The organism is Bradyrhizobium sp. USDA 223, from assembly GCF_044909005.1.
GTDB lineage: Bacteria > Pseudomonadota > Alphaproteobacteria > Rhizobiales > Xanthobacteraceae > Bradyrhizobium > Bradyrhizobium yuanmingense.
This window is the reverse complement of record NZ_JBIYDR010000001.1, coordinates 6,324,205-6,346,426: the sequence shown is the minus strand read 5'-3', so window position 1 is coordinate 6,346,426 and position 22,222 is coordinate 6,324,205. Positions and strand designations below refer to the sequence as shown.

Here is a 22,222-nt window from a genome sequence, read left to right as displayed (position 1 = left end):
CGTCCGTTTGATCCATGATCGTCACGGTGTACTGGATCGTCCGCCTGCGCGGACGATGACGGCCAAAAACGATTAAGGAAGAGACCATGACTGAAATTCGTGTGCCGACGCTCGGCGAATCCGTCACCGAGGCCACCATCGGCCGCTGGTTCAAGAAGGCCGGCGACCCCGTCGCCGTCGACGAGCCCCTGGTGGAGCTCGAGACCGACAAGGTCACCATCGAAGTCCCCGCGCCGACCGCCGGCACGCTGAGCGAGATCATCGCTGCTGATGGTGCGACCGTTGCCGTGGGCGCGCTGCTCGGTCAGATCACCGAAGGTGCCGGCGCAGCCAAGCCCGCTGCCGCGCCGGTCAAGGCTGCTGCGCCTGCCGCTGCTGCCGCTGCTCCGGCGCCGGCTCCCGCTGCCGCGAAGGCGCCGCCCGCCGATGCGCCGCTCGCGCCGTCCGTGCGCAAACTGTCGGCCGAGACCGGCATCGACGCCTCGACCGTGCCGGGCTCCGGCAAGGACGGCCGCGTCACCAAGGGCGACATGCTGGCCGCGATCGAGCGCGCCGCGTCGGCGCCGACGCCGGTCAACCAGACCCGCCGCTGCCGTGCAGGTCCGCGCGCCGTCGCCGGCCGATGACGCCGCCCGCGAAGAGCGCGTCAAGATGACCCGGCTGCGCCAGACCATCGCGCGCCGGCTCAAGGACGTGCAGAACACCGCGGCCATGCTCACGACCTTCAACGAGGTCGACATGACCAACGTCATGGCGCTGCGCGCACACTACAAGGACGCGTTCGAGAAGAAGCACGGCGCCAAGCTCGGCTTCATGGGCTTCTTCACCAAGGCCGTCGTGCAGGCGCTGAAGGACATCCCGGCCGTCAACGCCGAGATCGACGGCAGCGACCTGATCTACAAGAACTACTACCACATCGGCGTTGCCGTCGGCACCGACAAGGGCCTGGTCGTGCCTGTGGTGCGCGACTGCGACCACAAGTCGATCTCCGACATCGAGAAGAGCATCGCCGATTTCGGCCGCCGCGCCCGTGACGGCCAGCTCAAGATCGACGAGATGCAGGGCGGCACCTTCACCATCACCAATGGCGGCATCTACGGCTCGCTGATGTCGACCCCGATCCTGAACGCGCCGCAGTCCGGCATCCTCGGCATGCACAAGATCCAGGAGCGGCCGATGGTCGTCGGCGGCAAGATCGAGGTCCGCCCGATGATGTATCTGGCGCTGTCCTACGATCACCGCGTCATCGACGGCAAGGAAGCCGTCACCTTCCTGGTCCGCGTCAAGGAGAGCCTGGAAGATCCGGCGCGCCTGGTGCTCGATCTCTGATCGCTGATGCTTTGCGAGCGCCGTCGCAACTGATGCGACGGCGCGTGTCGAACCATGGAGGCGCGCGTGACGGATAAAGTCGTTGTCATCACCGGCGGCAGCCGCGGCATCGGGCGGGCGACCGCGCTTGCGGCGGCCGCGCGCGGCTTCCGCGTCGTGGTCGGCTATGCCAGCAATAAGCAGGCCGCCGACGAGGTGGTCGCGCAGATCGCGGCCAGCAACGGCAAGGCCATCGCGGTGAAATGCGATGTCGCCGAGGAAAGTGACATCCTCAATCTGTTCAAGGAGGCCGACAAGTTCGGCACGCTCGGGGCGCTCGTCAACAATGGCGGCATCGTCGGCAAGAGCGGCGTGCGCGTCGACGAGATGTCGGCCGAGCGCATCCAGCGCGTGATGGCGGTGAACGTCACCGGCTCCATCCTCTGCGCGCGCGAGGCGGTGAAGCGGATGTCGACCAAGCACGGCGGCACGGGCGGCGTCATCGTCAACCTGTCGTCCGTCGCTGCGCGGCTCGGCTCGCCCAACACCTATGTCGACTATGCCGCGTCCAAGGGTGCGGTCGATTCCTTCACCGTCGGCCTCGGCCATGAGGTCGCGGGCGAGGGCATCCGCGTCGCCGCGATCCGTCCCGGCCTGATCGACACCGACATCCACGCTGCCGGCGGCGAGCCCGACCGCGCCCATCGCCTGGCCCATCTGGTGCCGATGAAGCGCGTCGGCACCGCCGATGAAATCGCCAATGCCATCGTCTGGCTGATCTCGGACGAGGCCTCCTACGTCACCTCAGCCATTCTCGATGTGTCCGGCGGACGCTGACGCGCCGCGCTGACGCATCCTCACCACGCCTAACCTTACGGGACTTTCTCTCATGGCTACCTACGATCTCGTCGTCATCGGCACCGGACCGGGCGGTTATGTCTGCGCGGTACGCGCGAGCCAGCTCGGCATGAAGGTCGCCGTGGTCGAAAAGAACGCGACCCTCGGCGGCACCTGCCTCAATGTCGGCTGCATGCCGTCGAAGGCGCTGCTGCACGCCTCCGAAATGTTCGAGGAAGCCGGCCATTCCTTCGCCAAGATGGGCGTCAGCGTTTCCGCGCCGAAGCTCGATCTGCCCGCGATGATGAACTTCAAGCAGCAGGGCATCGACGGCAACGTCAAGGGCGTCGAGTTCCTGATGAAGAAGAACAAGATCGACGTGCTCAAGGGCACCGGCAAGATCCTCGGCACCGGCAAGGTCGAGGTCTCCGCCGACGGCAAGTCGCAGGTGGTCGAGACCAAGAACATCGTGATCGCCACCGGCTCCGACATCGCGCGCCTCAAGGGCATCGAGATCGACGAGAAGCGCATCGTCTCCTCGACCGGCGCGCTGTCGCTGGAGAAGGTCCCCGGCAAGCTCCTCATCGTCGGCGCCGGCGTGATCGGCCTCGAGCTCGGCTCGGTCTGGCACCGCCTGGGTGCCGAAGTCGTCGTGGTCGAATTCCTCGACCGCATCCTGCCCGGCATGGACGGCGAGATCGCCAAGCAATTCCAGCGCATCCTCGAGAAGCAAGGATTTGCATTCAAGCTGGGCTCGAAGGTGACCGGCGTCGAAGTGAACAGCAAGGCATTGCTCGCGAAAATCGAACCGGCTTCCGGCGGTGCCGCTGAGACGCTTGAAGCCGACGTCGTGCTCGTCTGCATCGGCCGCGTGCCCTACACCGACGGCCTTGGCCTCAAGGAAGCCGGTGTCGCGCTCGATGCGCGCGGCCGGGTCCAGATCGATCCGCATTTCGCCACCAGCCTGAAGGGCGTCTATGCCATCGGCGACGTCGTCGCAGGCCCCATGCTCGCGCACAAGGCCGAGGACGAGGGCGTCGCGGTCGCCGAGATCATCGCCGGCCAGGCCGGCCACGTGAATTACGACGTGATCCCGGGCGTCGTGTATACCACGCCGGAAGTGTCCTCCGTCGGCAAGACCGAGGAGGAACTCAAGCAGGCGGGCACGGCTTACACGGTCGGAAAGTTTCCGTTCACCGCCAACGGTCGCTCCAAGGTCAACCAAACCACTGACGGCTTTGTGAAGATTCTCGCAGACGCGAAGACCGATCGCGTGCTCGGCGTGCACATCATCGGCCGCGAAGCCGGCGAAATGATCCATGAAGCGTGTGTTCTGATGGAATTTGGCGGCAGTGCGGAAGATCTCGCGCGCACCTGCCACGCCCATCCGACGCGCTCGGAGGCCGTTAAGGAAGCCGCGCTTGCGGTCGGCAAGCGAGCCATCCATATGTAACGACGCGCCCAGCGCCGAACCGGGCGGGAAACACATGCTGCGCCGCCTTCTTCAACCGGTCTGGGTCCTGCTTGCGATCGTTTTCCTGATCGAAGCCTGGCTGTGGGATCATCTCGAGCCGATCGTCGCCAGGATCGTCGCAGCCATCCCGCTGGCGCGCTTCAAGCATTGGCTGACGGAGCGCGTCGATGCGCTCTCGCCGGCCATGACGCTGCTCGTGTTCGCGGTGCCCGTCGTCCCGCTGTTTCCGCTCAAGCTGGTCGGGCTGTGGCTGCTCGCGCATGAATACTGGACCGGCGCGTTCGTCACGATCGTGTTCGGAAAGCTCGTCGGCGTCGGCGTCACCGCCTTCGTGTTCGACGTCACGCGCGCCAAGCTTCTGGAGATGCCCTGGTTCGAGCGGATCTACGCCTTAGTGCTGAAGATCCGCGCCAAGGCCGCGGAGCTGGTCGACCCGATCAAGCGCCGCATCCGCGAGCTGATCGCCGGCAACGGCGAGGGCTGGTCCTACCGCACGCTGCGTATGATCCAGCGCTTCAGGAAGAGCGTGCATCAGGCGCGGTGATCTTCGCCACCACAAGGACCGTCCGTGGCCCGGATGGAGCGCAGCGCAATCCGGGACAGGCGTCCCCGCTCTATCCTCCGTCATTGCGAGCGCGGCGAAGCAATCCAGTATCTTTCGCCGGAGGCAGTCTGGATTGCTTCGTCGCTTCGCTCCTCGCAATGACGCGGAAAGAGCAAACGCTCGCTACCCTCAATGCAAATGCAACAGATGCGGCCACCACAGGCCGAGCGCCGTCATGATCAGGCCGGCGATCGTCAGCACGCCGCTGACATAGGCGAGCGCCAGCATGCCCGTGATGATGGTGGCCGAGGCCAGCACGATGCCGATCTGGAAGGCGGCCGAGGCCAGCTCGAAATGGTGGTACTTCGCGGTCGCCTCGTCGCGGGCATGCTCGGCGTGCTTGGCCTTGTCCGCAAGCTGCTCGGTGCCTTCGCCGGTCTCGGGCTCGGAGCGGTAGCGCTGCGCGGTCTTGGTCCAGTCGTCGATCTGCTTCTGCACGGCGGGCTTCTGTGCATCGGCCGCGGCGGCCAGTGTCAGCTTGCCCTGCTCCGCCGCGGTCACCACCACGGTGCGGCGGATGCTCTTGGCCTGGAAGAACGCCCAGAGATTGGCGGCTTCGACGTTCTTGCTGATCGATTCGGTCTGGGCACCCTTGCCGAGCGTCTCCGAGATCGCCAGGAACAGCGCCAGCACGGCGATCAGAAGGGCGATCTTCTTGTTCGAGCCGGACGCGTGTTCGGCGTGCTCGGCATGCTCCATGCTTTCATGTGCGCCCATAAGTCTCTCCTGTCCTGGTTCGGTACGATTGAACCAACCGCGTGCGCGGCGCAAGAGGCACGCGAGCTATGACGAGAGTGTGTCAGTCTGTCGGCTCTCTTGTCCCGGACGCGGCGCGGCGTGTAACGCTGCGACGCTGAGCCGGGACCCAGAAGCTGCAAACGATCGCGCCGGAGGATGGGCCCCGGCTCAGCAGCGCATCACTGAAGAAGTGCTGCGCTGCGTCCGGGGCACGAGAGCTTGTCAGCGTCACCGCCGCGGATGTGCGCTCGCATACACCTCGAGCAGCCGCTCGGAATCGATCCCGGTATAGACCTGCGTCGTCGACAACGAGGAATGGCCGAGCAATTCCTGGATGGCGCGTAAGTCGCCGCCGCGCGAGAGCAGATGCGTGGCAAAGGAATGCCGCAGCGCGTGCGGCGTGGCGCTGTCGGGAAGTCCCAGCGCGCCGCGCAGCCGCTCCATCGCGAGCTGGATGATGCGCGGGCTCAAGGGGCCGCCGCGCGCGCCGACGAAGATCGGTCCTTCCGCCGGCAGCGGATACGGACACATCGCGACGTACTCTTGAATCAATGCGAGCACGTTCTGCAGCACCGGCACCATGCGGGTCTTGTTGCCTTTGCCTGTCACGACCAGCACGTCGCCCTCGCCGGGCTTCGGCACCTCGCGGCGCTTGAGACCCAGCGCCTCGGAGATGCGCAGGCCCGAGCCATAGAGCAGCGCCATCACCGCGGCATCGCGCGCCAGGATCCAGGTCTCGCGCTCCTCGCCGGCGCGCTCGTCGGCATCGGCCAGACGTTTGGCCGATGCCATCGGCAGCGGCTTCGGCAGGCTCTTGGCGACCTTCGGCGCGCGGATCGCCGACAATGCGCCGACCTTGCCCTTGCCCTCGCGCTCCAGAAAACGTCCGAACGAGCGCAGGCCCGCCAGCGCGCGCATCAGGCTGCGGCCGGCGATGTCGTCGGCCCGGCGCATCGCCATGAAGGCGCGCACATCGGTGGCTTCCAGCGCTGCAAACCGCTCCAGCGTCACCCGCTCGCCCCAATGGGCACAGAGGAAATCAAGGCACTGCCGCAGATCGCGGCCATAGGCTTCCAGCGTCTTCGGCGACAGCCGCCGCTCGGCGCCGAGATGCGCCAGCCAGCGCGCCATCTCCTGCGCGATCGAGGGATCGGCGCTGGCGAGCTCGATGTGTGGGGCGGCCGCTTTGCTCATGCGCTCTGGACGTGGTGATTCCGCACAGTATATCGCATCACACTCGTTTATCGTTCGCTAAGGCCGCGGCGCGACGCTAGCCTGAAGACCTCAAGGTTCCGATTCCCCGCTCATGGACCAATCGCCGCGCAACACCACCGCCCCCGCCACCCGCATGGTCGACGTGCTGGTGCCGGTCGCGCTCGACCAGACCTATTCCTACAAGGTGCCGCGCGGCATGGAGCTGAAGGCGGGCGACCTCGTCGGTGTGCCGCTCGGTCCGCGCGAGGTGCTGGCCGTGGTCTGGGGCGAGAACGCCAATCCCGATCCGCGCCTGCATAACCGCCTCAAGGAGGTCAGCGAGAAGCTCGACATTCCCCCGCTCAAGCCGGAGCTGCGCCAGGTGGTGGACTGGGTCGCCAATTACACGCTGAGCCCGCGCGGCATGGTGCTGCGCATGTGCCTGCGCATGGGCGAAAATCTCGGCCCGGAGCGGGTGCGCGCCGGCGTGCGCCTGACCGGCGATCCGCCGAAGCGTCTGACGCCGGCGCGCCAGCGCGTGATCGCGCTGCTGTCGGACCGGCTGCTGCACGGCAAGTCCGAGGCGGCCAAGGAGGCCGGCGTCTCCTCGGGCGTCATCGACGGCCTCGTCGATGAAGGCACGCTCACGGTGGAGCCGATGCCGCCGCCGCCACCGCCGCCGGCGCCCGATCCGGGATTCGGCCGGCCGGATTTTTCGCCGCTGCAGCGTGCCGGTGTGGATGCGATGCGCGCGCTCGCGGCCAACGGCACCTTCCATGTTGCGCTGCTCGACGGCGTCACCGGCTCGGGCAAGACCGAGGTCTATTTCGAAGCCGTCGCCGAGGTGATCCGCCGCGGCAAGCAGGCGCTGATCCTGATGCCGGAGATCGCGCTTACCGGCCAGTTTCTCGATCGCTTCGCGCAGCGTTTTGGCGTGCGGCCGATCGAATGGCATTCCGAGCTCACCCCGCGCACCCGCGCGCGCAATTGGGCCGCGATCTCCGAAGGTTCGGCGCCGGTCGTCGTCGGCGCGCGTTCGGCGCTGTTTCTCCCTTACGCCAATCTTGGCCTCATCGTCGTCGATGAGGAGCACGACCAGGCCTACAAGCAGGACGACGGCGTGCATTACCACGCCCGCGACATGGCGGTGGTGCGCGGGCATATCGCAAAAATCCCGGTCGTGCTGGCCTCCGCGACGCCGTCGGTGGAATCCGAGGTCAATGCGCGCAAGAACCGCTACCAGCGCATCGCGCTGCCCTCGCGCTTCGGCGGCCAGCACATGCCGCATATCGAGGCCATCGACCTGCGCCGCGAGCCGCCCGCGCGCGGCCGCTTCATCTCGCCGCGGCTTGCCGGCGAGATCCGAACCGCGATCGAGCGGCGCGAGCAGGCGCTGTTGTTCCTCAATCGTCGCGGCTATGCGCCGCTGACCTTGTGCCGTGCCTGCGGCCATCGCTTCGCCTGCACCATCTGCGATGCCTGGCTGGTCGATCATCGCTTTCGCCAGCGCCTCGTCTGCCATCATTGCGGCTTCTCGATGCCGCGCCCGCACATCTGCCCGAACTGTTCGGCCGAGGAATCGCTGGTCGCGGTCGGACCCGGCGTGGAGCGCCTGCAGGAGGAGGCGGCGGCGCTGTTCCCGCAAGCGCGCACCATGGTGCTGTCGAGCGATCTCATCACCTCGATCGAGACCATGCGAAGCGAGCTCGCCGAGATCGCGGAGGGCCGCGTCGACATCATCATCGGCACGCAGCTCGTGGCCAAGGGCCACAACTTCCCGCGGCTCAACTTGGTCGGCGTGGTCGATGCCGATCTTGGCCTCAGCAATGGCGATCCGCGCGCGGCCGAGCGCACCTGGCAATTGCTCAACCAGGTGATCGGCCGCGCCGGTCGCGAGCAGGGCCGCGGCGTCGGCTATCTCCAGACCCATCAGCCCGATCACCCCGTGATGCGGGCCTTGATCGCCTGCGACCGCGAGGCCTTCTACGACAGCGAGATCGAGCTGCGCGAGAAGACGCTCTATCCGCCGTTCGGCCGGCTCGCCAGCCTGATCATCTCCGCCGGCGACCGCCCGGGCGCCGAGGGCTTCGGCCGCAAGCTCGTCGCGCTCGCGCCGCGCGACGAGCGCGTCGTTGTACTCGGCCCCGCCGAAGCGCCGCTCGCCGTCATCAAGGGCCGCTACCGCTTCCGCATCCTGGTGAAATCGGCGCGCGGCTTCGACCTGTCGGACTACTTGCGCAACTGGCTCGCGGTCTGCCCGAAGCCGACAGGCAATCTGAAGCTGGAAGTCGACGTCGATCCGCAGAGCTTTTTGTAGCCATCGCCGTAGCCAAATCCTCCGCCGTCATCCCGGGGCGCGACGAAGTCGCGAGCCCGGAATCCATTCCTCCACCGACTCTGCCGCGCGATGGATTCCGGGTTCGCGCTCCGCGCGCCCCGGAATGACAAAACAAAAAAAGCCCGCGGTCCCCCAAGACCGCGGGCTTGTTTCACGTGCGCAGCAAACTGATGAAAACTGCGCGCTCGATCAGGCGCGGATCGCGCCTTTAGGAGACGACTTCCGCGGTGACGCGGCCGACGCCGCGACTGGTGAGGCCAATGGCGCGGGCGGCACCCGTGGAGAGGTCGAGCACACGCCCGCGAATGAACGGGCCGCGGTCATTGATGGTGACGATGACGCTCTGGCTGCCATGGGTGACGCGCAGCTTGGTGCCGAAGGGCAGCGAACGGTGCGCCGCGGTCATGGCGTTCTGGTTGAAGCGCTGGCCCGAGGCGGTCTTGCTACCGGACTCATTGCCGTAAAAGGACGCGATGCCGGAGAAGCTGCGGCCCGTGCCGGAGGTCGGCGTCATTGACGCATTGGCATTGCGCCAATCGGCGGTCGCGTTGGCCTCGGTCTGGGCGTGGTGGCGGTGGTGATGGCGATGCTTGGATTTGGCGGAAGCTTCGGTGGCAGTTCCACCGACAAGGAGAGTTGCGGCGACGAAAGCAATCGCCGTTCGCGGCCGGGTCACAAAGCCCAGCGTCTTCAAAGACAGCATTTAATGGTCCCTAAGCTAGTATTGCCACATTTGTGGCAAGTGGAGCCCCCATCAGTTTGTGAGCGATTTGGCGTTTCGATTCCCAATGAGGCGTGAATTGGGCAGTAAATCCGGTATGTGTCGTCATGAAATATCTTGTTACCGTCGCGAGATATTCATCCGATATCCCGTGATCTTCGCCTTTAACGATTTATTAACCTCTAGGTTACTTGCGAATACTGTAAAGCGAAGTCATCGCCTATAGCGTTTAGAATTCGATAAGTATTCGGCGGGTGGAACTCGTGGGAACGGATTCACGCCTCAGCGATCCGTGTTCATGGCCGCTATGCGCTGGGGGCAGGAACCAATGGGAGGTGTCGCGGCAGGGCCGGCGCTGAATTCCGTGACGTGGCAGGTCGCCGCCTCGGTCGGCCCCTCTCGCGCGGAATGTGTTGCGAGGCTGCGACGAACTGGCGACAGAACCTCATGCCTTTAGTTTGGCGTCATGTTGCACCTGCGCACCTGCTATGTTAGCAAAGCCGCGATTTTAACGAGCCCGGCACCTCCCGTGCTGGTCGGAAATCGAAGTCCCGCTTGAATTCCAAGGGCTTGGATCGCTAGGCGCCGCTTCGTGGCGACGGTTTTTCCCTTGCGAGTTTGACAGCAAAAAGAGCGCGTCTGTGGCTGCAGAAGATACGTCCGTTTCAGGTGTGTCCGGCCGTTATGCAACGGCCTTGTTCGAGCTGGCCCGCGACCAGAACGTGGTCGACGAGGTCAAAGCCGATCTTGATAAATTCGATGCCATGCTGAACGAAAGCGCTGATCTCAAGCGCCTCGTTCGCAGCCCGGTGTTCGCCGCCGACGCCCAGTCCAAGGCCCTTTCGGCCGTGCTGGACAAGGCGGGCATCGCCGGCATCACCGCCAACTTTCTGAAAGTGCTGACCGCCAACCGCCGCCTGTTCGCGGTGGCCGACGTCAGCCGCGCCTACCGCGCCCTCGTGGCCCGGTTCAAGGGCGAGACGACGGCTGACGTCACGGTGGCGGAGGCGCTCTCTGACAAGAATCTCGATGCCCTCAAGGTTGCCCTGAAGTCGGTGACCGGCAAGGACGTCGCGCTGAACGTGAAAGTCGATCCCTCGATCATCGGTGGCCTCGTCGTCAAGCTGGGCAGCCGCATGGTGGATGGTTCGCTTCGCACCAAACTCAATTCGATCAAGCACGCGATGAAAGAGGCAGGCTGATGGACATCCGCGCCGCGGAAATTTCCGCGATCCTCAAGGACCAGATCAAGAATTTCGGCCAGGAAGCTGAAGTCTCCGAAGTCGGACAGGTGCTGTCCGTCGGCGACGGTATCGCCCGCGTCTACGGTCTGGACAACGTCCAGGCCGGTGAAATGGTCGAGTTCGAGAACGGCACCCGCGGCATGGCGCTGAACCTCGAAACCGACAACGTCGGTGTCGTTATTTTCGGTGCCGACCGCGAGATCAAGGAAGGCCAGACCGTCAAGCGCACCCGCGCCATCGTGGACGCGCCGGTCGGCAAGGGCCTGCTCGGCCGCGTCGTCGACGCGCTCGGCAATCCCATCGACGGCAAGGGACCGATCCAGGCCGACAAGCGCATGCGCGTCGACGTCAAGGCGCCCGGCATCATTCCGCGAAAGTCGGTGAACGAGCCGATGGCGACCGGCCTCAAGGCGATCGACGCCCTGATCCCGATCGGCCGCGGCCAGCGCGAGCTGATCATCGGCGATCGCCAGACCGGCAAGACCGCGATCGCGCTCGACACCATCCTGAACCAGAAGCCGCTCAACGCGCAGCCGGACGAGAACATCAAGCTGTACTGCGTCTACGTCGCGGTCGGCCAGAAGCGTTCGACCGTCGCGCAGTTCGTGAAGGTGCTGGAAGAGCAGGGCGCGCTCGAATACTCGATCGTCGTCGCCGCCACCGCGTCGGATCCGGCGCCGATGCAGTACATCGCGCCCTTTACCGGCTGCACCATGGGCGAGTACTTCCGCGACAACGGCATGCACGCGGTCATCATCTATGACGATCTGTCCAAGCAGGCTGTCGCCTACCGTCAGATGTCGCTGCTGCTGCGCCGCCCGCCGGGCCGCGAAGCCTATCCCGGCGACGTGTTCTATCTGCACTCCCGCCTGCTCGAGCGCGCGGCGAAGCTGAACAAGGACATGGGCTCGGGCTCGCTGACGGCGCTGCCTGTCATCGAAACCCAGGCCAACGACGTGTCGGCTTACATCCCGACGAACGTCATCTCGATCACCGACGGCCAGATCTTCCTGGAAACCGACCTGTTCTTCCAGGGCATCCGTCCTGCCGTGAACGTCGGTCTGTCGGTGTCGCGCGTCGGTTCGTCGGCGCAAACCAAGGCCACTAAGAAGGTCGCCGGCAAGATCAAGGGCGAGCTCGCGCAGTACCGCGAAATGGCGGCGTTCGCGCAGTTCGGCTCCGACCTCGACGCCTCGACCCAGCGCCTGCTCAACCGCGGCTCGCGCCTCACCGAGCTGCTCAAGCAGCCGCAGTTCTCGCCGCTGAAGATGGAAGAGCAGGTCTGCGTGATCTGGGCCGGCACCAACGGCTATCTCGATCCGCTCCCGCTCAACAAGGTGCGCGCGTTCGAGGACGGCCTGCTGTCGCTGCTGCGCGGCAAGCACGCCGACATCCTCAACGCGATCCGCGATAGCCGAGATCTCTCCGACGATACCGCTGCCAAGCTGAAGTCGGTGGTCGAGGGCTTCGCGAAGTCTTTCTCATAAGAAGGCCGTCATGGCCGGGCTTGTCCCGGCCATCCACGTCTTGTGCGTGGAAGACGGAGAACGTGGATGCCCGGGACACGCCCGGGCATGACGAAAGGATAGGGTCGCGGTCGAGCCGCAGGCTGATCGCTGGGGACGAAGAATGGCGTCACTTAAAGACATGCGCGTCCGCATCGCCTCCACCAAGGCGACGCAAAAGATCACCAAGGCCATGCAGATGGTCGCGGCCTCCAAGCTGCGCCGCGCGCAGACCGCTGCGGAAGCGGCGCGTCCCTATGCCGACAAGATGAGCGCGGTGATCTCCAACATCGCCAGCGCCGCGGTCGGCTCGCCCGGCGCACCGGTGCTGCTGGCCGGCACCGGCCGGGACCAGGTTCATCTGCTGCTGGTCTGCACCGGCGAGCGCGGCCTGTCCGGCGCCTTCAACTCCTCGATCGTGCGTCTCGCCCGCGAGCGCGCTCTGGCGCTCGCTGCGCAGGGCAAAGAGGTGAAATTCTTCTGCGTCGGCCGCAAGGGTTACGAGCAGCTCCGCCGCCAGTTCGACAAGCAGATCGTCGAGCACATGGACCTGCGCAGCGTCCGCCAGCTCGGCTTCGTCAACGCCGAGGAGATCGCCAAGAAGGTTCTGGCGCGTTTCGACAACGGCGAATTCGACGTCTGCACGCTATTCTATTCGCAATTCAAGTCGGTGATCGCACAGGTCCCCACCGCTCAACAGATCATTCCGCTGGTTGTCGAGGAAGGCGCTGCGAATGGCAGCGCGACCTCTTACGAATATGAGCCGGAAGAGGACGAGATCCTCACGCGCCTGTTGCCGCGCAACCTCGCGGTGCAGATATTCCGCGCCCTGCTCGAGAACAACGCCTCGTTCTACGGTGCGCAGATGTCGGCGATGGACAACGCCACCCGCAACGCCGGGGAAATGATCCGCAAGCAGACGCTGGTCTACAACCGCACGCGTCAGGCTCAGATCACCAAGGAACTCATCGAAATCATCTCCGGCGCAGAAGCAGTCTGACCGGACACGAAATTCGGATCGAAGGAGACAGTAAATGGCTACAGCAGCCACACAGATCGGTCGCGTTACCCAGGTCATGGGCGCCGTCGTCGACGTGCAGTTCGAAGGCCACCTGCCGGCCATTCTCAACTCGCTCGAAACCAAGAACGGCAACAACCGCCTGGTGCTGGAAGTCGCGCAGCATCTCGGCGAGTCGACCGTCCGCACCATCGCGATGGACGCCACCGAAGGTCTGGTGCGCGGCCAGGAAGTGACCGACACCGGTCAGCCGATCTCGGTTCCCGTGGGGGACGGTACGCTGGGCCGCATCATGAACGTCATCGGCGAGCCGATCGACGAGGCCGGCCCGATCAAGTCGGAGGGCACCCGCGCCATCCACCAGGAAGCGCCGACCTATACCGACCAGTCGACTGAAGCCGAAATTCTCGTCACCGGCATCAAGGTCGTCGATCTGCTCGCGCCGTATGCGAAGGGCGGCAAGATCGGCCTGTTCGGCGGCGCCGGCGTGGGCAAGACCGTGCTGATTCAGGAGCTGATCAACAACGTCGCGAAGGCGCACGGCGGTTACTCCGTGTTCGCCGGCGTCGGCGAACGTACCCGCGAGGGCAACGACCTCTACCACGAGTTCATCGAGTCCAAGGTCAACGCCGACCCGCACAATCCGGATCCGAGCGTGAAGTCGAAGTGCGCGCTGGTGTTTGGTCAGATGAACGAGCCGCCGGGCGCCCGCGCCCGCGTCGGTCTGACCGGTCTGACCGTCGCCGAGCACTTCCGCGACCAGGGCCAGGACGTGCTGTTCTTCGTCGACAACATCTTCCGCTTCACGCAAGCGGGTTCGGAAGTGTCGGCGCTGCTCGGCCGTATTCCTTCGGCGGTGGGTTATCAGCCGACGCTCGCGACCGACATGGGCGCGCTGCAGGAGCGCATCACCACCACGCAAAAGGGCTCGATCACCTCGGTGCAGGCCATCTACGTGCCGGCCGACGACTTGACCGACCCGGCGCCCGCGACCTCGTTCGCGCACTTGGACGCCACCACGGTGCTGTCGCGCGCGATCTCGGAAAAGGGCATCTATCCGGCGGTGGACCCGCTCGACTCGACCTCGCGCATGCTCTCGCCGCTGGTCGTCGGCGAGGAGCACTACACCGTCGCCCGTCAGGTCCAGCAGGTGCTGCAGCGCTACAAGTCGCTCCAGGACATCATCGCCATTCTCGGCATGGACGAGCTTTCGGAAGAGGACAAGCTGACGGTGGCCCGCGCCCGCAAGATCGAGCGCTTCCTGTCGCAGCCGTTCCACGTCGCCGAAATCTTCACGGGTTCGCCGGGCAAGTTCGTGGACCTCGCCGACACCATCAAGGGCTTCAAGGGCCTGGTGGAAGGCAAGTACGACCACCTGCCGGAAGCTGCCTTCTACATGGTCGGCACCATCGAAGAGGCGGTGGAGAAGGGCAAGAAGCTCGCCGCTGAAGCGGCTTAAGAAGCGAATGGCGAATGGGGAGTAGCGAATAGTCGCTGCTTCCATTCGCTACTCGCCATTCGCCACTCGCTATTCGCAGGTTTCCCATGGCCACCTTCCATTTCGATCTCGTCTCTCCTGAAAAGCTCGCCTTCTCGGGTGAGGTCGATCAGGTCGACATCCCCGGCGCCGAGGGTGATTTCGGCGTGCTGGCGGGGCATGCGCCGGTCGTGGCTGCAATCCGGCCCGGCATCCTCACCGTCACCACCGGCGGCAAGCACGAGAAGATCATCGTGCTCGGCGGCCTTGCCGAAGTCTCCGAAAAGGGCCTCACCGTGCTGGCCGACGTCGCGACCTCGCTGGACGAGCTCGACCGTGTCCAGTTCGCCGAGACGATCGCGGAGATGGAAGAGAATTTGAAGGAGCACGAAGGCACCGAGCTCGATCAGGCCATCGAGCGGCTCGACCACTTCAAGAGCATCCAGCATCAGCTCAACGCCACGGCTATGCACTAAGCCCCGGGGCACCGCTCCGGGGCGAACAAGACATTCCTGCAAGGGAATTCTGGGACAGGTCCAGCGCTCGTCACCGACCGTGGCGGGCGCTGAACTTTGTTGCACCGCGCCGGAGATGGCGGCATTCTGCGCGCGCGGATTTGTTCCGGGGGCCGGCAGATGAAACGCAAGATCGCAGCGATTTTCGCAGCCGATATTGCCGGGTATTCGAGACTGGTCGCGGAAGACGAAGAGGAGACGCTGCGGCGTCTGGCCTCCTATCGCGAGGTCGTCGACGATTTCATCGCCAAGGCCGGCGGGCGCATCTTCAACACGGCGGGCGATGCCGTGCTCGCGGAGTTTCCGAGCGCTGTGGATGCGGTGCGCTGCGCGATCGACATCCAGGAGAGCTTGCGGACCCGCAACATGGCCTATCCGCCGAGCCGGCAGATGTCGTTTCGCATCGGCATCACCATCGGCGACGTGGTCGAGCGCGACGGCGATCTCTTGGGCGACGGCGTCAACATCGCCGCGCGCCTCGAGGGTCTTGCCGAGGTCGGCGGCATCTGCGTCTCGCGCGGGGTGCATGAGCAGGTCGCCAACAAGCTGTCGGTGCAGTTCGCCGATATCGGCGCGCAGGAGGTCAAGAACATTCCGACACCGGTGCACGCCTATATGGTGGCGATGCGGCGCGAGGACGGCGGCTATGCCAAGCCGCAGCTGAAGAAGCCGGCCTCCAAGATGGCGGCGGCGCCGGTGTGGATATGGCCGTTGGCGGTCGCAATCGTCTCGATCGTCGCCATCGCCGTTACCGGCTCTCTCTACAACACCAAGCTGAAGAACGCCGCGAGTGCCGCGGCACCCGTCGCCGTGCCGAGCGCAACGCCGACCGCGATGGCGGCAACGCCAAGTCCAATGCCGACCCAGATGGTAAAGGCGCCGATGACGCCGCCGAACGCCGGCGCCGCGATGGCGCCGATGCCCGCGCCGTCACCCTCACCGATGACAGGCAAGCTTGCGGCCGACAGCGTGCCCTTCATCAACGAGCGCGCCCGCAACTACGTCGCCGGCGACTACTCCGCTGCCGCCGACTACAAGGCCTTCGCGCTCAATGTCGGCGGCTTCATCGGCTCGGCGTTGAATCAACCAACCGAGGAAGCCGCGCGAAACACGGCGCTCGAACAGTGCCAGAAGCGCGCCGATGCCGCGCAATCGCCGCGACGCTGCGAGCTTTATGCCGTCGGCAGCAACGTCGTCTACACCCACGGCAAGCCGCCGATGCCGCCGCAGCCTTGGGTCCGCCACGATGCCATAACTGAGAAGCCATTCGCGTCGAAGGATTTTCCGATCGTGCGCAGTGCCGCAAAAGTGCGGATCGAGAACATGTTCGCGCCCGCGGCAAAATCCCGTTCGATCGCGCTCGGCCCGACCGGGCATTATTTCATGGTGCTCGGCGCATCATCGGTGGATGAAGCCGTGCGGCGTTCTCTGGAATCGTGCGGCGCGATCGCCGGTGTTGCCTGCATGGTCGTCGCGGTCGACGACAATTTCGTCGTGCCGATCCCGACCTCGTTCAGGATCACCGGCTTCTTCAATGCCGCCTCCAACGCTTCGATCGTGGCCGAGGCGCGCGGCGAGGTCGTCCGCAAGCTCGGTGACACCATGGGCTGGACCGCTGTCGCCGTCGGCACATCCGGCCGGGCCGGCCTCGGTCTCAAGGCCGCTGATGAGCAGACCGCCGTCACCTCCGCGCTCGCCGACTGCGCCAAGCGCGACAGCGACTGCCACGTCATCGCCATCGGCCCATTCACGGTGGGCCCGATCAATTAGCGCTCACGTGAGATGAGGCCTGGCACATGATGACAGAGGTGCCACCTCACGCGCCCGCGCCGGCAAAAAAATTCTCTAACAATTTCAACGCCATTTCTACTGTGCATGGGATTGTTTTCGAAAGTCAGCTTGCGAACCCCGCAAACTCCTGCGCCACGGCCCGGTAGACCTCGCGGCGGAACGGCACTACGAGCTCGGCGACACGATCGAGGCGCTCCCAGCGCCAGGCGTCGAACTCGGCGGGCTGGCCGTTGCGCGGCGTCAGCGGATCGATCTCGTCGTCTGTGCCGGTGAACCGCAGCGCGAACCATTTCTGGCGCTGGCCGCGAAACTTTGCGAGGCGGTGCGTCTGCGGTCCGTCGTAAGGCGGGAATTCATAGGTGAACCAGTCGGTCTCGCCGAGATAGTCGGCACTGACGACGTTGGTCTCCTCCCATAGCTCGCGCATCGCCGCGTCGCGCAAATTCTCGCCCTCGTCGACACCGCCCTGCGGCATCTGCCAGTCGAGCCCCGGCAGGATGATCTCCGGCCCATCGCCCTTGAAGCGATGGCCGATCAGCACGCGGCCGTCGGCGTTGAACAGCGCGATGCCGACGTTGGGGCGGTAGGGTTTTTCATTGGTCATCTTGTCATTCCGGGGCGCGCGGAGCGCGAGCCCGGAATCCATAACCACAGGCGGTAGTCGGTTTAAAGGACGTCGCTGCTATCCTTCGCACAACTTCTGCCTGGGGAGTATGGATCCCCGTCTTCGCGGGGATGACGGGCGAGAGAGCCGCGACAGGTGATCTGATCACTCCTCCGCCAGCGCAGAAAATTCCTGCACCACGCGCTCATAGACCGGGCGCTTGAACGGGATGATCAACTCAGGGAGATTCTTCATCGACTCCCAGCGCCAGCTCACGAATTCCGCCTTGTGGCCGCCGCCGGGATGCTCGACGTTGATCTCGCTGTCCTTGCCGGTGAAGCGCACCGCGTACCATTTCTGGCGCTGGCCGCGGTAGCGGCCCTTCCAGGCGCGCCCGGCAACGGTGCGCGGAATGTCGTAAGTGAGCCAGTCCGGGACCTCACCGAGCCGCTCGACCGAGCGCACGCTGGTCTCCTCGTAGAGCTCGCGCTTGGCCGCCTCCCAGGTGTCCTCGCCGGGATCGACCCCGCCCTGCGGCATCTGCCAGACATGGGTGTCGTCGACATGCTCGATGCCGCCGGCGCGGCGGCCGATGAACACCAGTCCCCTTGGATTGATCAGCATCACGCCGACGCAGGTCCGGTAGGGCAGATCCTCGTAACGCGCCATTCCGCCAGACCTCTTGCCTGCTTCTTGGGAAGGCATGCCGGCCCCGCGAGACCCGCGCCGAACCAATTCGTTGATTTAGCTGGATTTTGATTTCAGCATCGCGGTTGTCAATGGCACCAAAAGGATACCTCGGTCGCCCAATGTCTTGGTCCAGGCGCTGATGCGCTCGATCGAGACGGGCAAGGCGGAGGCCGTGCCGACGGCGATGCCGCGCTCGCGCGCCGCCGATTCCAGCTTGTTGAGGGCGCGGTCGATCTCGGTCGCCGTCGGCACCGCGTCGATGGCGATATCGCCCTTGCCGAACGGCACGGCCTGGTTGGCCGCGGCCTGGGGCGCGATGCTGCGGGGCGAGGAGCCGTCATCGAAGAAGCCGAGGCCGCGCTTGGCCGCCTCGCGGATGATCGGCTGCATCGCCGGCTCCGTGGCGATGAAGCGGGCGCCCATGAAATTGGTGAGACCGGCATAGCCCTGCATCCGGCTGAGGTGCCAGTACAGGCGGTCCATGTTCTGGTCGGGGCTGAGCGAGGTCAGCAGCGTCTGCGGCCCCGGATCGTTGTCGGGGAAGTCGTACGGCTCCATCGGGATCTGGAGGAAGATCTCGTGGCGCTGCGCCCGCGCCCGCTCGGCGAGCTTGCCGGGGTCGGAGCCGTAGGGCGTGAAGGCCAGCGTCACCGCCGGCGGCAGCTTCATGATGGCGTCCAGGGTCTTGGCGGCGCCGACGCCGAGGCCGCCGATCACGATCGCGACCACCGGCATCTTGGCGGCCTTGGCGCGGTCGGCGTCCGCCGCATAGACGTTGAACGGCCTCAGCCCATCGGCGACCACCGGGATCATGCCGTAGCGCGATTTCTCCAGCAGCTTCGGATTGATCCCGGTCATGACGGGCGGCGGGGCGGATGCAGCCTCGCCCTTGTCCGCAGCATCGCCCCCGCCAATCACCACGTCGCGGCGGGCGCCGGTGGAGCCGTCGATCATGGTGATGGTCTTCTGCTCGCCGGGCGCGGCCTGCTTCGGCGCTTCCTTGGTCTCGTGCTTGGTTTCTTGGCCTTGGCCGATGGCAGACTTGTCGTCCGTCGCCTTCTCGGCCGGCCTGGGCTGGTTGATCGCGATCCGGCTCATCGGCTCACCGCCGAGCGGGTCCTTGTTGAAGATGGCGAAGCCGGCAAAGGTAACCAGGAACAGGCCGAGCAGAACAGCCAGCAGCTGCATAGACGTGAACGGCAGCCGCAGCCGGCGTTTGCGGCGCGGCTTATCCTGTCCGAGCGGGGCGCTCAGATCATCGGCCGTTTCAGTCATGCGCGATCCCGAATCACTCCAGCCGACGATACCACGCCGAGGTCAAGCGGCGGCAGGCCGGGATAGGCCGGAGGCAGCAGCAGTTCCCAAGCAAAAAGGGCGGCTTCAGGAAGCCGCCCTTTCGCTGGATCGCGTGATACGCCGACCTAGTTCGCCGCTTTGGCCTTGTCGGTCGCCGCCTTGTTGTCGCCGCCCGGGGTCGGCGCGGCGGAGGCGCTGTTCTTGATGCCGTGGAGCAGGTCGCCGGCGAGCTTGAGCGCCTTGTCGTCCTTGGCGTCCGGCGGGACGTAGGACTGCGAGCCCGTCTTCTCGTCGCCGTCGTTCTTCAGGTGGCCGCGCAGCGAAGCCTCGCCCTTGGTGTCGGTGCGCGACTTCAGCTCGTCCGGCACGTCCTGGAGCACTTCGATATCGGGCACGATGCCCTTGGCCTGGATCGACTTGCCCGACGGCGTGTAATAGCGCGCGGTGGTCAGCCGCAGCGCGCCGTTGCCGCTGCCGAGCGGAATGATGGTCTGCACCGAGCCCTTGCCGAACGAGCGCGTGCCGACGATGGTTGCGCGCTTGTGGTCCTGCAGCGCGCCGGCGACGATTTCCGACGCCGAGGCCGAGCCGCCATTGACCAGCACGATGACCGGCCTGCCCTTGGTCAGGTCGCCCGCATGCGCGGCGCGGCGCTGGGTCTCCTCGGCATTGCGGCCGCGGGTCGAGACGATCTCGCCCTTCTCGAGGAACGAGTCGGAGACGGTGACCGCTTCCTCGAGCAGGCCGCCCGGATTGTTGCGGAGGTCGATGATGAAGCCCTTGAGCTTGTCGCCGCCGATCTGGTTCGTGAGGTTGCTGATCTCGCGCTTCAGGCCTTCGGTGGTCTGCTCGTTGAAGGTGGTGATGCGGATATAGCCGATGTCGTCCTGCTCGACGCGCGCGCGCACCGAGCGGACGCGGATATTGTCGCGCACCAGCGTGACGTCGAGCGGGTTGTCCTGGCCCTTGCGGATGATCTTGAGCTTGATCTTGGTGTTGACCGGACCGCGCATCTTCTCGACCGCCTGGTTCAGCGTCAGGCCCTGCACCGCCTCGTCGTCGAGATTGGTGATGATGTCGTTGGCCATGATGCCGGCGCGCGAGGCGGGCGTGTCGTCGATCGGCGAGACCACCTTGATCAGGCCGTCTTCCATCGTGACCTCGATGCCGAGCCCGCCGAATTCGCCGCGGGTCTGCACCTGCATGTCGCGGAAGCTCTTCGCGTCCATGTAGCTCGAGTGCGGATCGAGGCCGGTAAGCATGCCGCTGATGGCGGACTCGATCAGCTTGGTGTCATCGGGCTTCTCGACATAGTCGGAGCGCACGCGCTCGAACACGTCGCCGAACAGGTTGAGCTGGCGATAGGTGTCCGCGGTGGCGGCTCGCGCGCTGGAGCCCATGAACACCGCGCGCGGCTGGGTCACGAACAGCGTCAGCGCCGCACCGGTTGCGGCGCTGAGGAGGATTACTGAAGTCTTGCGCATCATCCGCGAACCTTCTCGCCTTCATTTGCGGCCCACCATGGGCCTGGATCGATTGGAGTGCCGTCTTTACGGAACTCGACATACAGCACAGGTTGACTCGCGTTCGTGGCGAGAATGGAGGCGACCTGAGAGGTCGACCCCATGGTCGCGACCGGCTCCCCCGTGAGCACAAACTGCCCGATGTTGACCGAAATGCGCTCCATTCCGGCGATCAGGACATGATACCCGCCCCCGGCGTTTAGGATCAAGAGTTGTCCATAGCTGCGGAATGGGCCGGCATACACAACCCAGCCATCACACGGCGTCGTGACCTGGGCGCTGGGCTTGGTCGCCAGCGAGATGCCCTTCTGGACGCCGCCGACCCCGTCGGAACCGCCAAAATCCCTGATCTTGTTACCGTTAACCGGAAGCGGCAGGAGACCCCTGGCCGAGGCGAAGGCGATCGCCGGGGTGGTGCGGGACTTGTCCTTGAACGCGCCCGGGCCCTGTTTGGCGCTGGCGGCCGCCAATTTGGCCTCCTTGGCCTCGGCCTGCCTTGCGGCCTCGGCGGCCTTCTCGGCTGCCCTGGCGGCGGTTTGCAGGTCCTGCTCCATCTTGGCGATCAGCCCCTGGAGATCGCCGACCTGCCTTGACAGCGCGATCGCGCGCGCGCTTTCGGCATCGAGGTCTTTTTCCCGTGCGGACTGCTGGCGCTGCCGTTCCTCGATCAGGGCGGTGAGCCGGGTCTGGTCGCTCCTGACCTTGTCGCGGTCGGAGGCGAGCTGATCGCGCTCGGTGGCTATGGTCTTGCGCAGGGCCACGAGCTCGCCGAGCTCGCTTGCGATCTTCTCGGCGCGGCCGCGCAATTCCGGCACGACGGCGCCGAGCAGCATCGCGGTGCGCAAGGATTGCAGCGCATCTTCGGGCCTCACCAGCAGCGCCGGCGGCGTGCGCCGGCCGGCGCGCTGCAAGGCCGCCAGCACCTCGACGATGTCGGCACGGCGCGAATCCAGCGAAGCGCGCATCTGCTGCTCGCGGCCGTTCAGCGTTCGCAGCCGCGCCTCGGCCTCGTCGATCTTGGTTTCCACGGCGCGCACATTGGCGGCGGTGTCGATCAGCTGCTGATTGAGCTGGGTGCGGTCCTGGCCGAGCGCGGTGATCTCGGCCTTCAGCTTGGCCTGCGCTTCTTCCGCGCTTCGTTGCCTCGCGCGCGCGGCCTCCAGCTCCTGCTCGCGCTGCTTGATCGCGTCGGGCGAGACCGCAGCAGTCTGCGGCGGCGCAACTGTCTGACCTTGCGTCTGAGCTTGCGCGAGGCTTTCTTCGGCGAAGAGGCTTGCGCCGGCAAGGCCGGTGATCAGCAGCAGGTTGAGGAGCGGCGCTCGCATCGTGTCGGCAAAGGTGCTCG

Annotated in this window: 18 protein-coding genes and 1 pseudogene; 11 read left to right on the top strand and 8 right to left on the bottom strand. The window is 65.5% G+C overall.

The annotated features are described in order from the left end of the window. The first annotated feature begins 86 nt into the window (after nt 1–86). The 4 genes and pseudogenes from odhB (at nt 87) to ABIA40_RS29540 (ending at nt 4,163) form a co-directional block, all read left to right on the top strand. Nucleotides 87–1,329, top strand: a pseudogene (odhB, locus tag ABIA40_RS29555) (2-oxoglutarate dehydrogenase complex dihydrolipoyllysine-residue succinyltransferase). A 54-nt stretch (nt 1,330–1,383) separates the two neighbouring features. Further along, nucleotides 1,384–2,145 carry an SDR family oxidoreductase gene (locus ABIA40_RS29550; RefSeq protein ID WP_128265196.1) on the top strand — a complete coding sequence of 254 codons (762 nt, stop codon included), beginning with the start codon at nt 1,384–1,386 and terminating at the stop codon, nt 2,143–2,145. A gap of 52 nt (nt 2,146–2,197) precedes the next feature. Further along, complete coding sequence (gene lpdA, locus ABIA40_RS29545) at nt 2,198–3,598, top strand: dihydrolipoyl dehydrogenase (RefSeq protein WP_157286484.1); 1,401 nt, start codon at nt 2,198–2,200, stop codon at nt 3,596–3,598. A gap of 34 nt (nt 3,599–3,632) precedes the next feature. Further along, the gene (locus ABIA40_RS29540) at nt 3,633–4,163 is read left to right on the top strand and encodes a hypothetical protein (protein WP_157286483.1); all 531 of its coding nucleotides are present in this window, start codon (nt 3,633–3,635) and stop codon (nt 4,161–4,163) included. A 189-nt stretch (nt 4,164–4,352) separates the two neighbouring features. Here the strand turns inward: ABIA40_RS29540 and ABIA40_RS29535 are convergent, their stop codons facing one another. Both ABIA40_RS29535 and ABIA40_RS29530 read right to left on the bottom strand, forming a co-directional pair. Beyond that, the gene (locus ABIA40_RS29535; protein WP_157286482.1) at nt 4,353–4,940 is read right to left on the bottom strand and encodes a DUF4337 domain-containing protein; all 588 of its coding nucleotides are present in this window, start codon (nt 4,938–4,940) and stop codon (nt 4,353–4,355) included. Between the two features lie 249 nt (nt 4,941–5,189). Next, nucleotides 5,190–6,155: a tyrosine recombinase XerC gene (locus ABIA40_RS29530; RefSeq protein WP_157286481.1), complete on the bottom strand. Its 966-nt coding sequence runs from the start codon at nt 6,153–6,155 to the stop codon at nt 5,190–5,192. Between the two features lie 112 nt (nt 6,156–6,267). Here ABIA40_RS29530 and ABIA40_RS29525 point away from each other — a divergent pair, with 112 nt between their 5' ends. Continuing rightward, complete coding sequence (locus ABIA40_RS29525; RefSeq protein WP_404544740.1) at nt 6,268–8,472, top strand: primosomal protein N'; 2,205 nt, start codon at nt 6,268–6,270, stop codon at nt 8,470–8,472. Nucleotides 8,473–8,701: 229 nt separating this feature from the next. On the opposite strand, the gene ABIA40_RS29520 is transcribed toward ABIA40_RS29525, so the two are convergent. Beyond that, complete coding sequence (locus tag ABIA40_RS29520; RefSeq protein WP_036040689.1) at nt 8,702–9,196, bottom strand: septal ring lytic transglycosylase RlpA family protein; 495 nt, start codon at nt 9,194–9,196, stop codon at nt 8,702–8,704. Nucleotides 9,197–9,855: 659 nt separating this feature from the next. Here ABIA40_RS29520 and ABIA40_RS29515 point away from each other — a divergent pair. The 6 genes from ABIA40_RS29515 to ABIA40_RS29490 all read left to right on the top strand — a co-directional run bounded on the left by ABIA40_RS29515 (nt 9,856) and on the right by ABIA40_RS29490 (nt 16,743). Continuing rightward, complete coding sequence (locus tag ABIA40_RS29515; RefSeq protein WP_271543605.1) at nt 9,856–10,416, top strand: F0F1 ATP synthase subunit delta; 561 nt, start codon at nt 9,856–9,858, stop codon at nt 10,414–10,416. Then, nucleotides 10,416–11,945, top strand: a complete 1,530-nt coding sequence (gene atpA, locus ABIA40_RS29510; RefSeq protein WP_057026554.1) for a F0F1 ATP synthase subunit alpha — start codon at nt 10,416–10,418, stop codon at nt 11,943–11,945. Before ABIA40_RS29515 ends, atpA begins: the two co-directional genes overlap by 1 nt. Nucleotides 11,946–12,087: 142 nt before the next feature. Then, nucleotides 12,088–12,963: a F0F1 ATP synthase subunit gamma gene (locus ABIA40_RS29505; protein ID WP_225158377.1), complete on the top strand. Its 876-nt coding sequence runs from the start codon at nt 12,088–12,090 to the stop codon at nt 12,961–12,963. A 34-nt stretch (nt 12,964–12,997) separates the two neighbouring features. Continuing rightward, complete coding sequence (gene atpD, locus ABIA40_RS29500) at nt 12,998–14,440, top strand: F0F1 ATP synthase subunit beta (protein WP_036008750.1); 1,443 nt, start codon at nt 12,998–13,000, stop codon at nt 14,438–14,440. Nucleotides 14,441–14,526: 86 nt separating this feature from the next. Then, nucleotides 14,527–14,934 carry a F0F1 ATP synthase subunit epsilon gene (locus tag ABIA40_RS29495; RefSeq protein ID WP_157286478.1) on the top strand — a complete coding sequence of 136 codons (408 nt, stop codon included), beginning with the start codon at nt 14,527–14,529 and terminating at the stop codon, nt 14,932–14,934. 159 nt (nt 14,935–15,093) lie between these two features. Continuing rightward, a complete protein-coding gene (locus ABIA40_RS29490) occupies nt 15,094–16,743 on the top strand; it encodes an adenylate/guanylate cyclase domain-containing protein (RefSeq protein ID WP_404544735.1) in 1,650 nt (549 codons plus the stop codon). Nucleotides 16,744–16,867: 124 nt separating this feature from the next. Here the strand turns inward: ABIA40_RS29490 and ABIA40_RS29485 are convergent, their stop codons facing one another. From ABIA40_RS29485 to ABIA40_RS29465, 5 genes are all read right to left on the bottom strand, one after another. After that, the gene (locus ABIA40_RS29485; RefSeq protein WP_404544734.1) at nt 16,868–17,368 is read right to left on the bottom strand and encodes an RNA pyrophosphohydrolase; all 501 of its coding nucleotides are present in this window, start codon (nt 17,366–17,368) and stop codon (nt 16,868–16,870) included. 165 nt (nt 17,369–17,533) lie between these two features. Continuing rightward, a complete protein-coding gene (locus ABIA40_RS29480; protein ID WP_404544732.1) occupies nt 17,534–18,037 on the bottom strand; it encodes an RNA pyrophosphohydrolase in 504 nt (167 codons plus the stop codon). Nucleotides 18,038–18,112: 75 nt separating this feature from the next. Further along, on the bottom strand, nt 18,113–19,333 hold the full coding sequence (locus ABIA40_RS29475) for a divergent polysaccharide deacetylase family protein (RefSeq protein WP_404544730.1): 1,221 nt from the start codon (nt 19,331–19,333) through the stop codon (nt 18,113–18,115). Nucleotides 19,334–19,479: 146 nt separating this feature from the next. Further along, nucleotides 19,480–20,841 carry a S41 family peptidase gene (locus ABIA40_RS29470; RefSeq protein ID WP_404544728.1) on the bottom strand — a complete coding sequence of 454 codons (1,362 nt, stop codon included), beginning with the start codon at nt 20,839–20,841 and terminating at the stop codon, nt 19,480–19,482. Next, nucleotides 20,838–22,202, bottom strand: coding sequence for a murein hydrolase activator EnvC family protein (locus tag ABIA40_RS29465; protein WP_404546391.1), 1,365 nt, complete (start codon nt 22,200–22,202; stop codon nt 20,838–20,840). The genes ABIA40_RS29470 and ABIA40_RS29465 overlap by 4 nt, the downstream gene beginning before the upstream one ends. Nucleotides 22,203–22,222 lie beyond the last annotated feature (20 nt).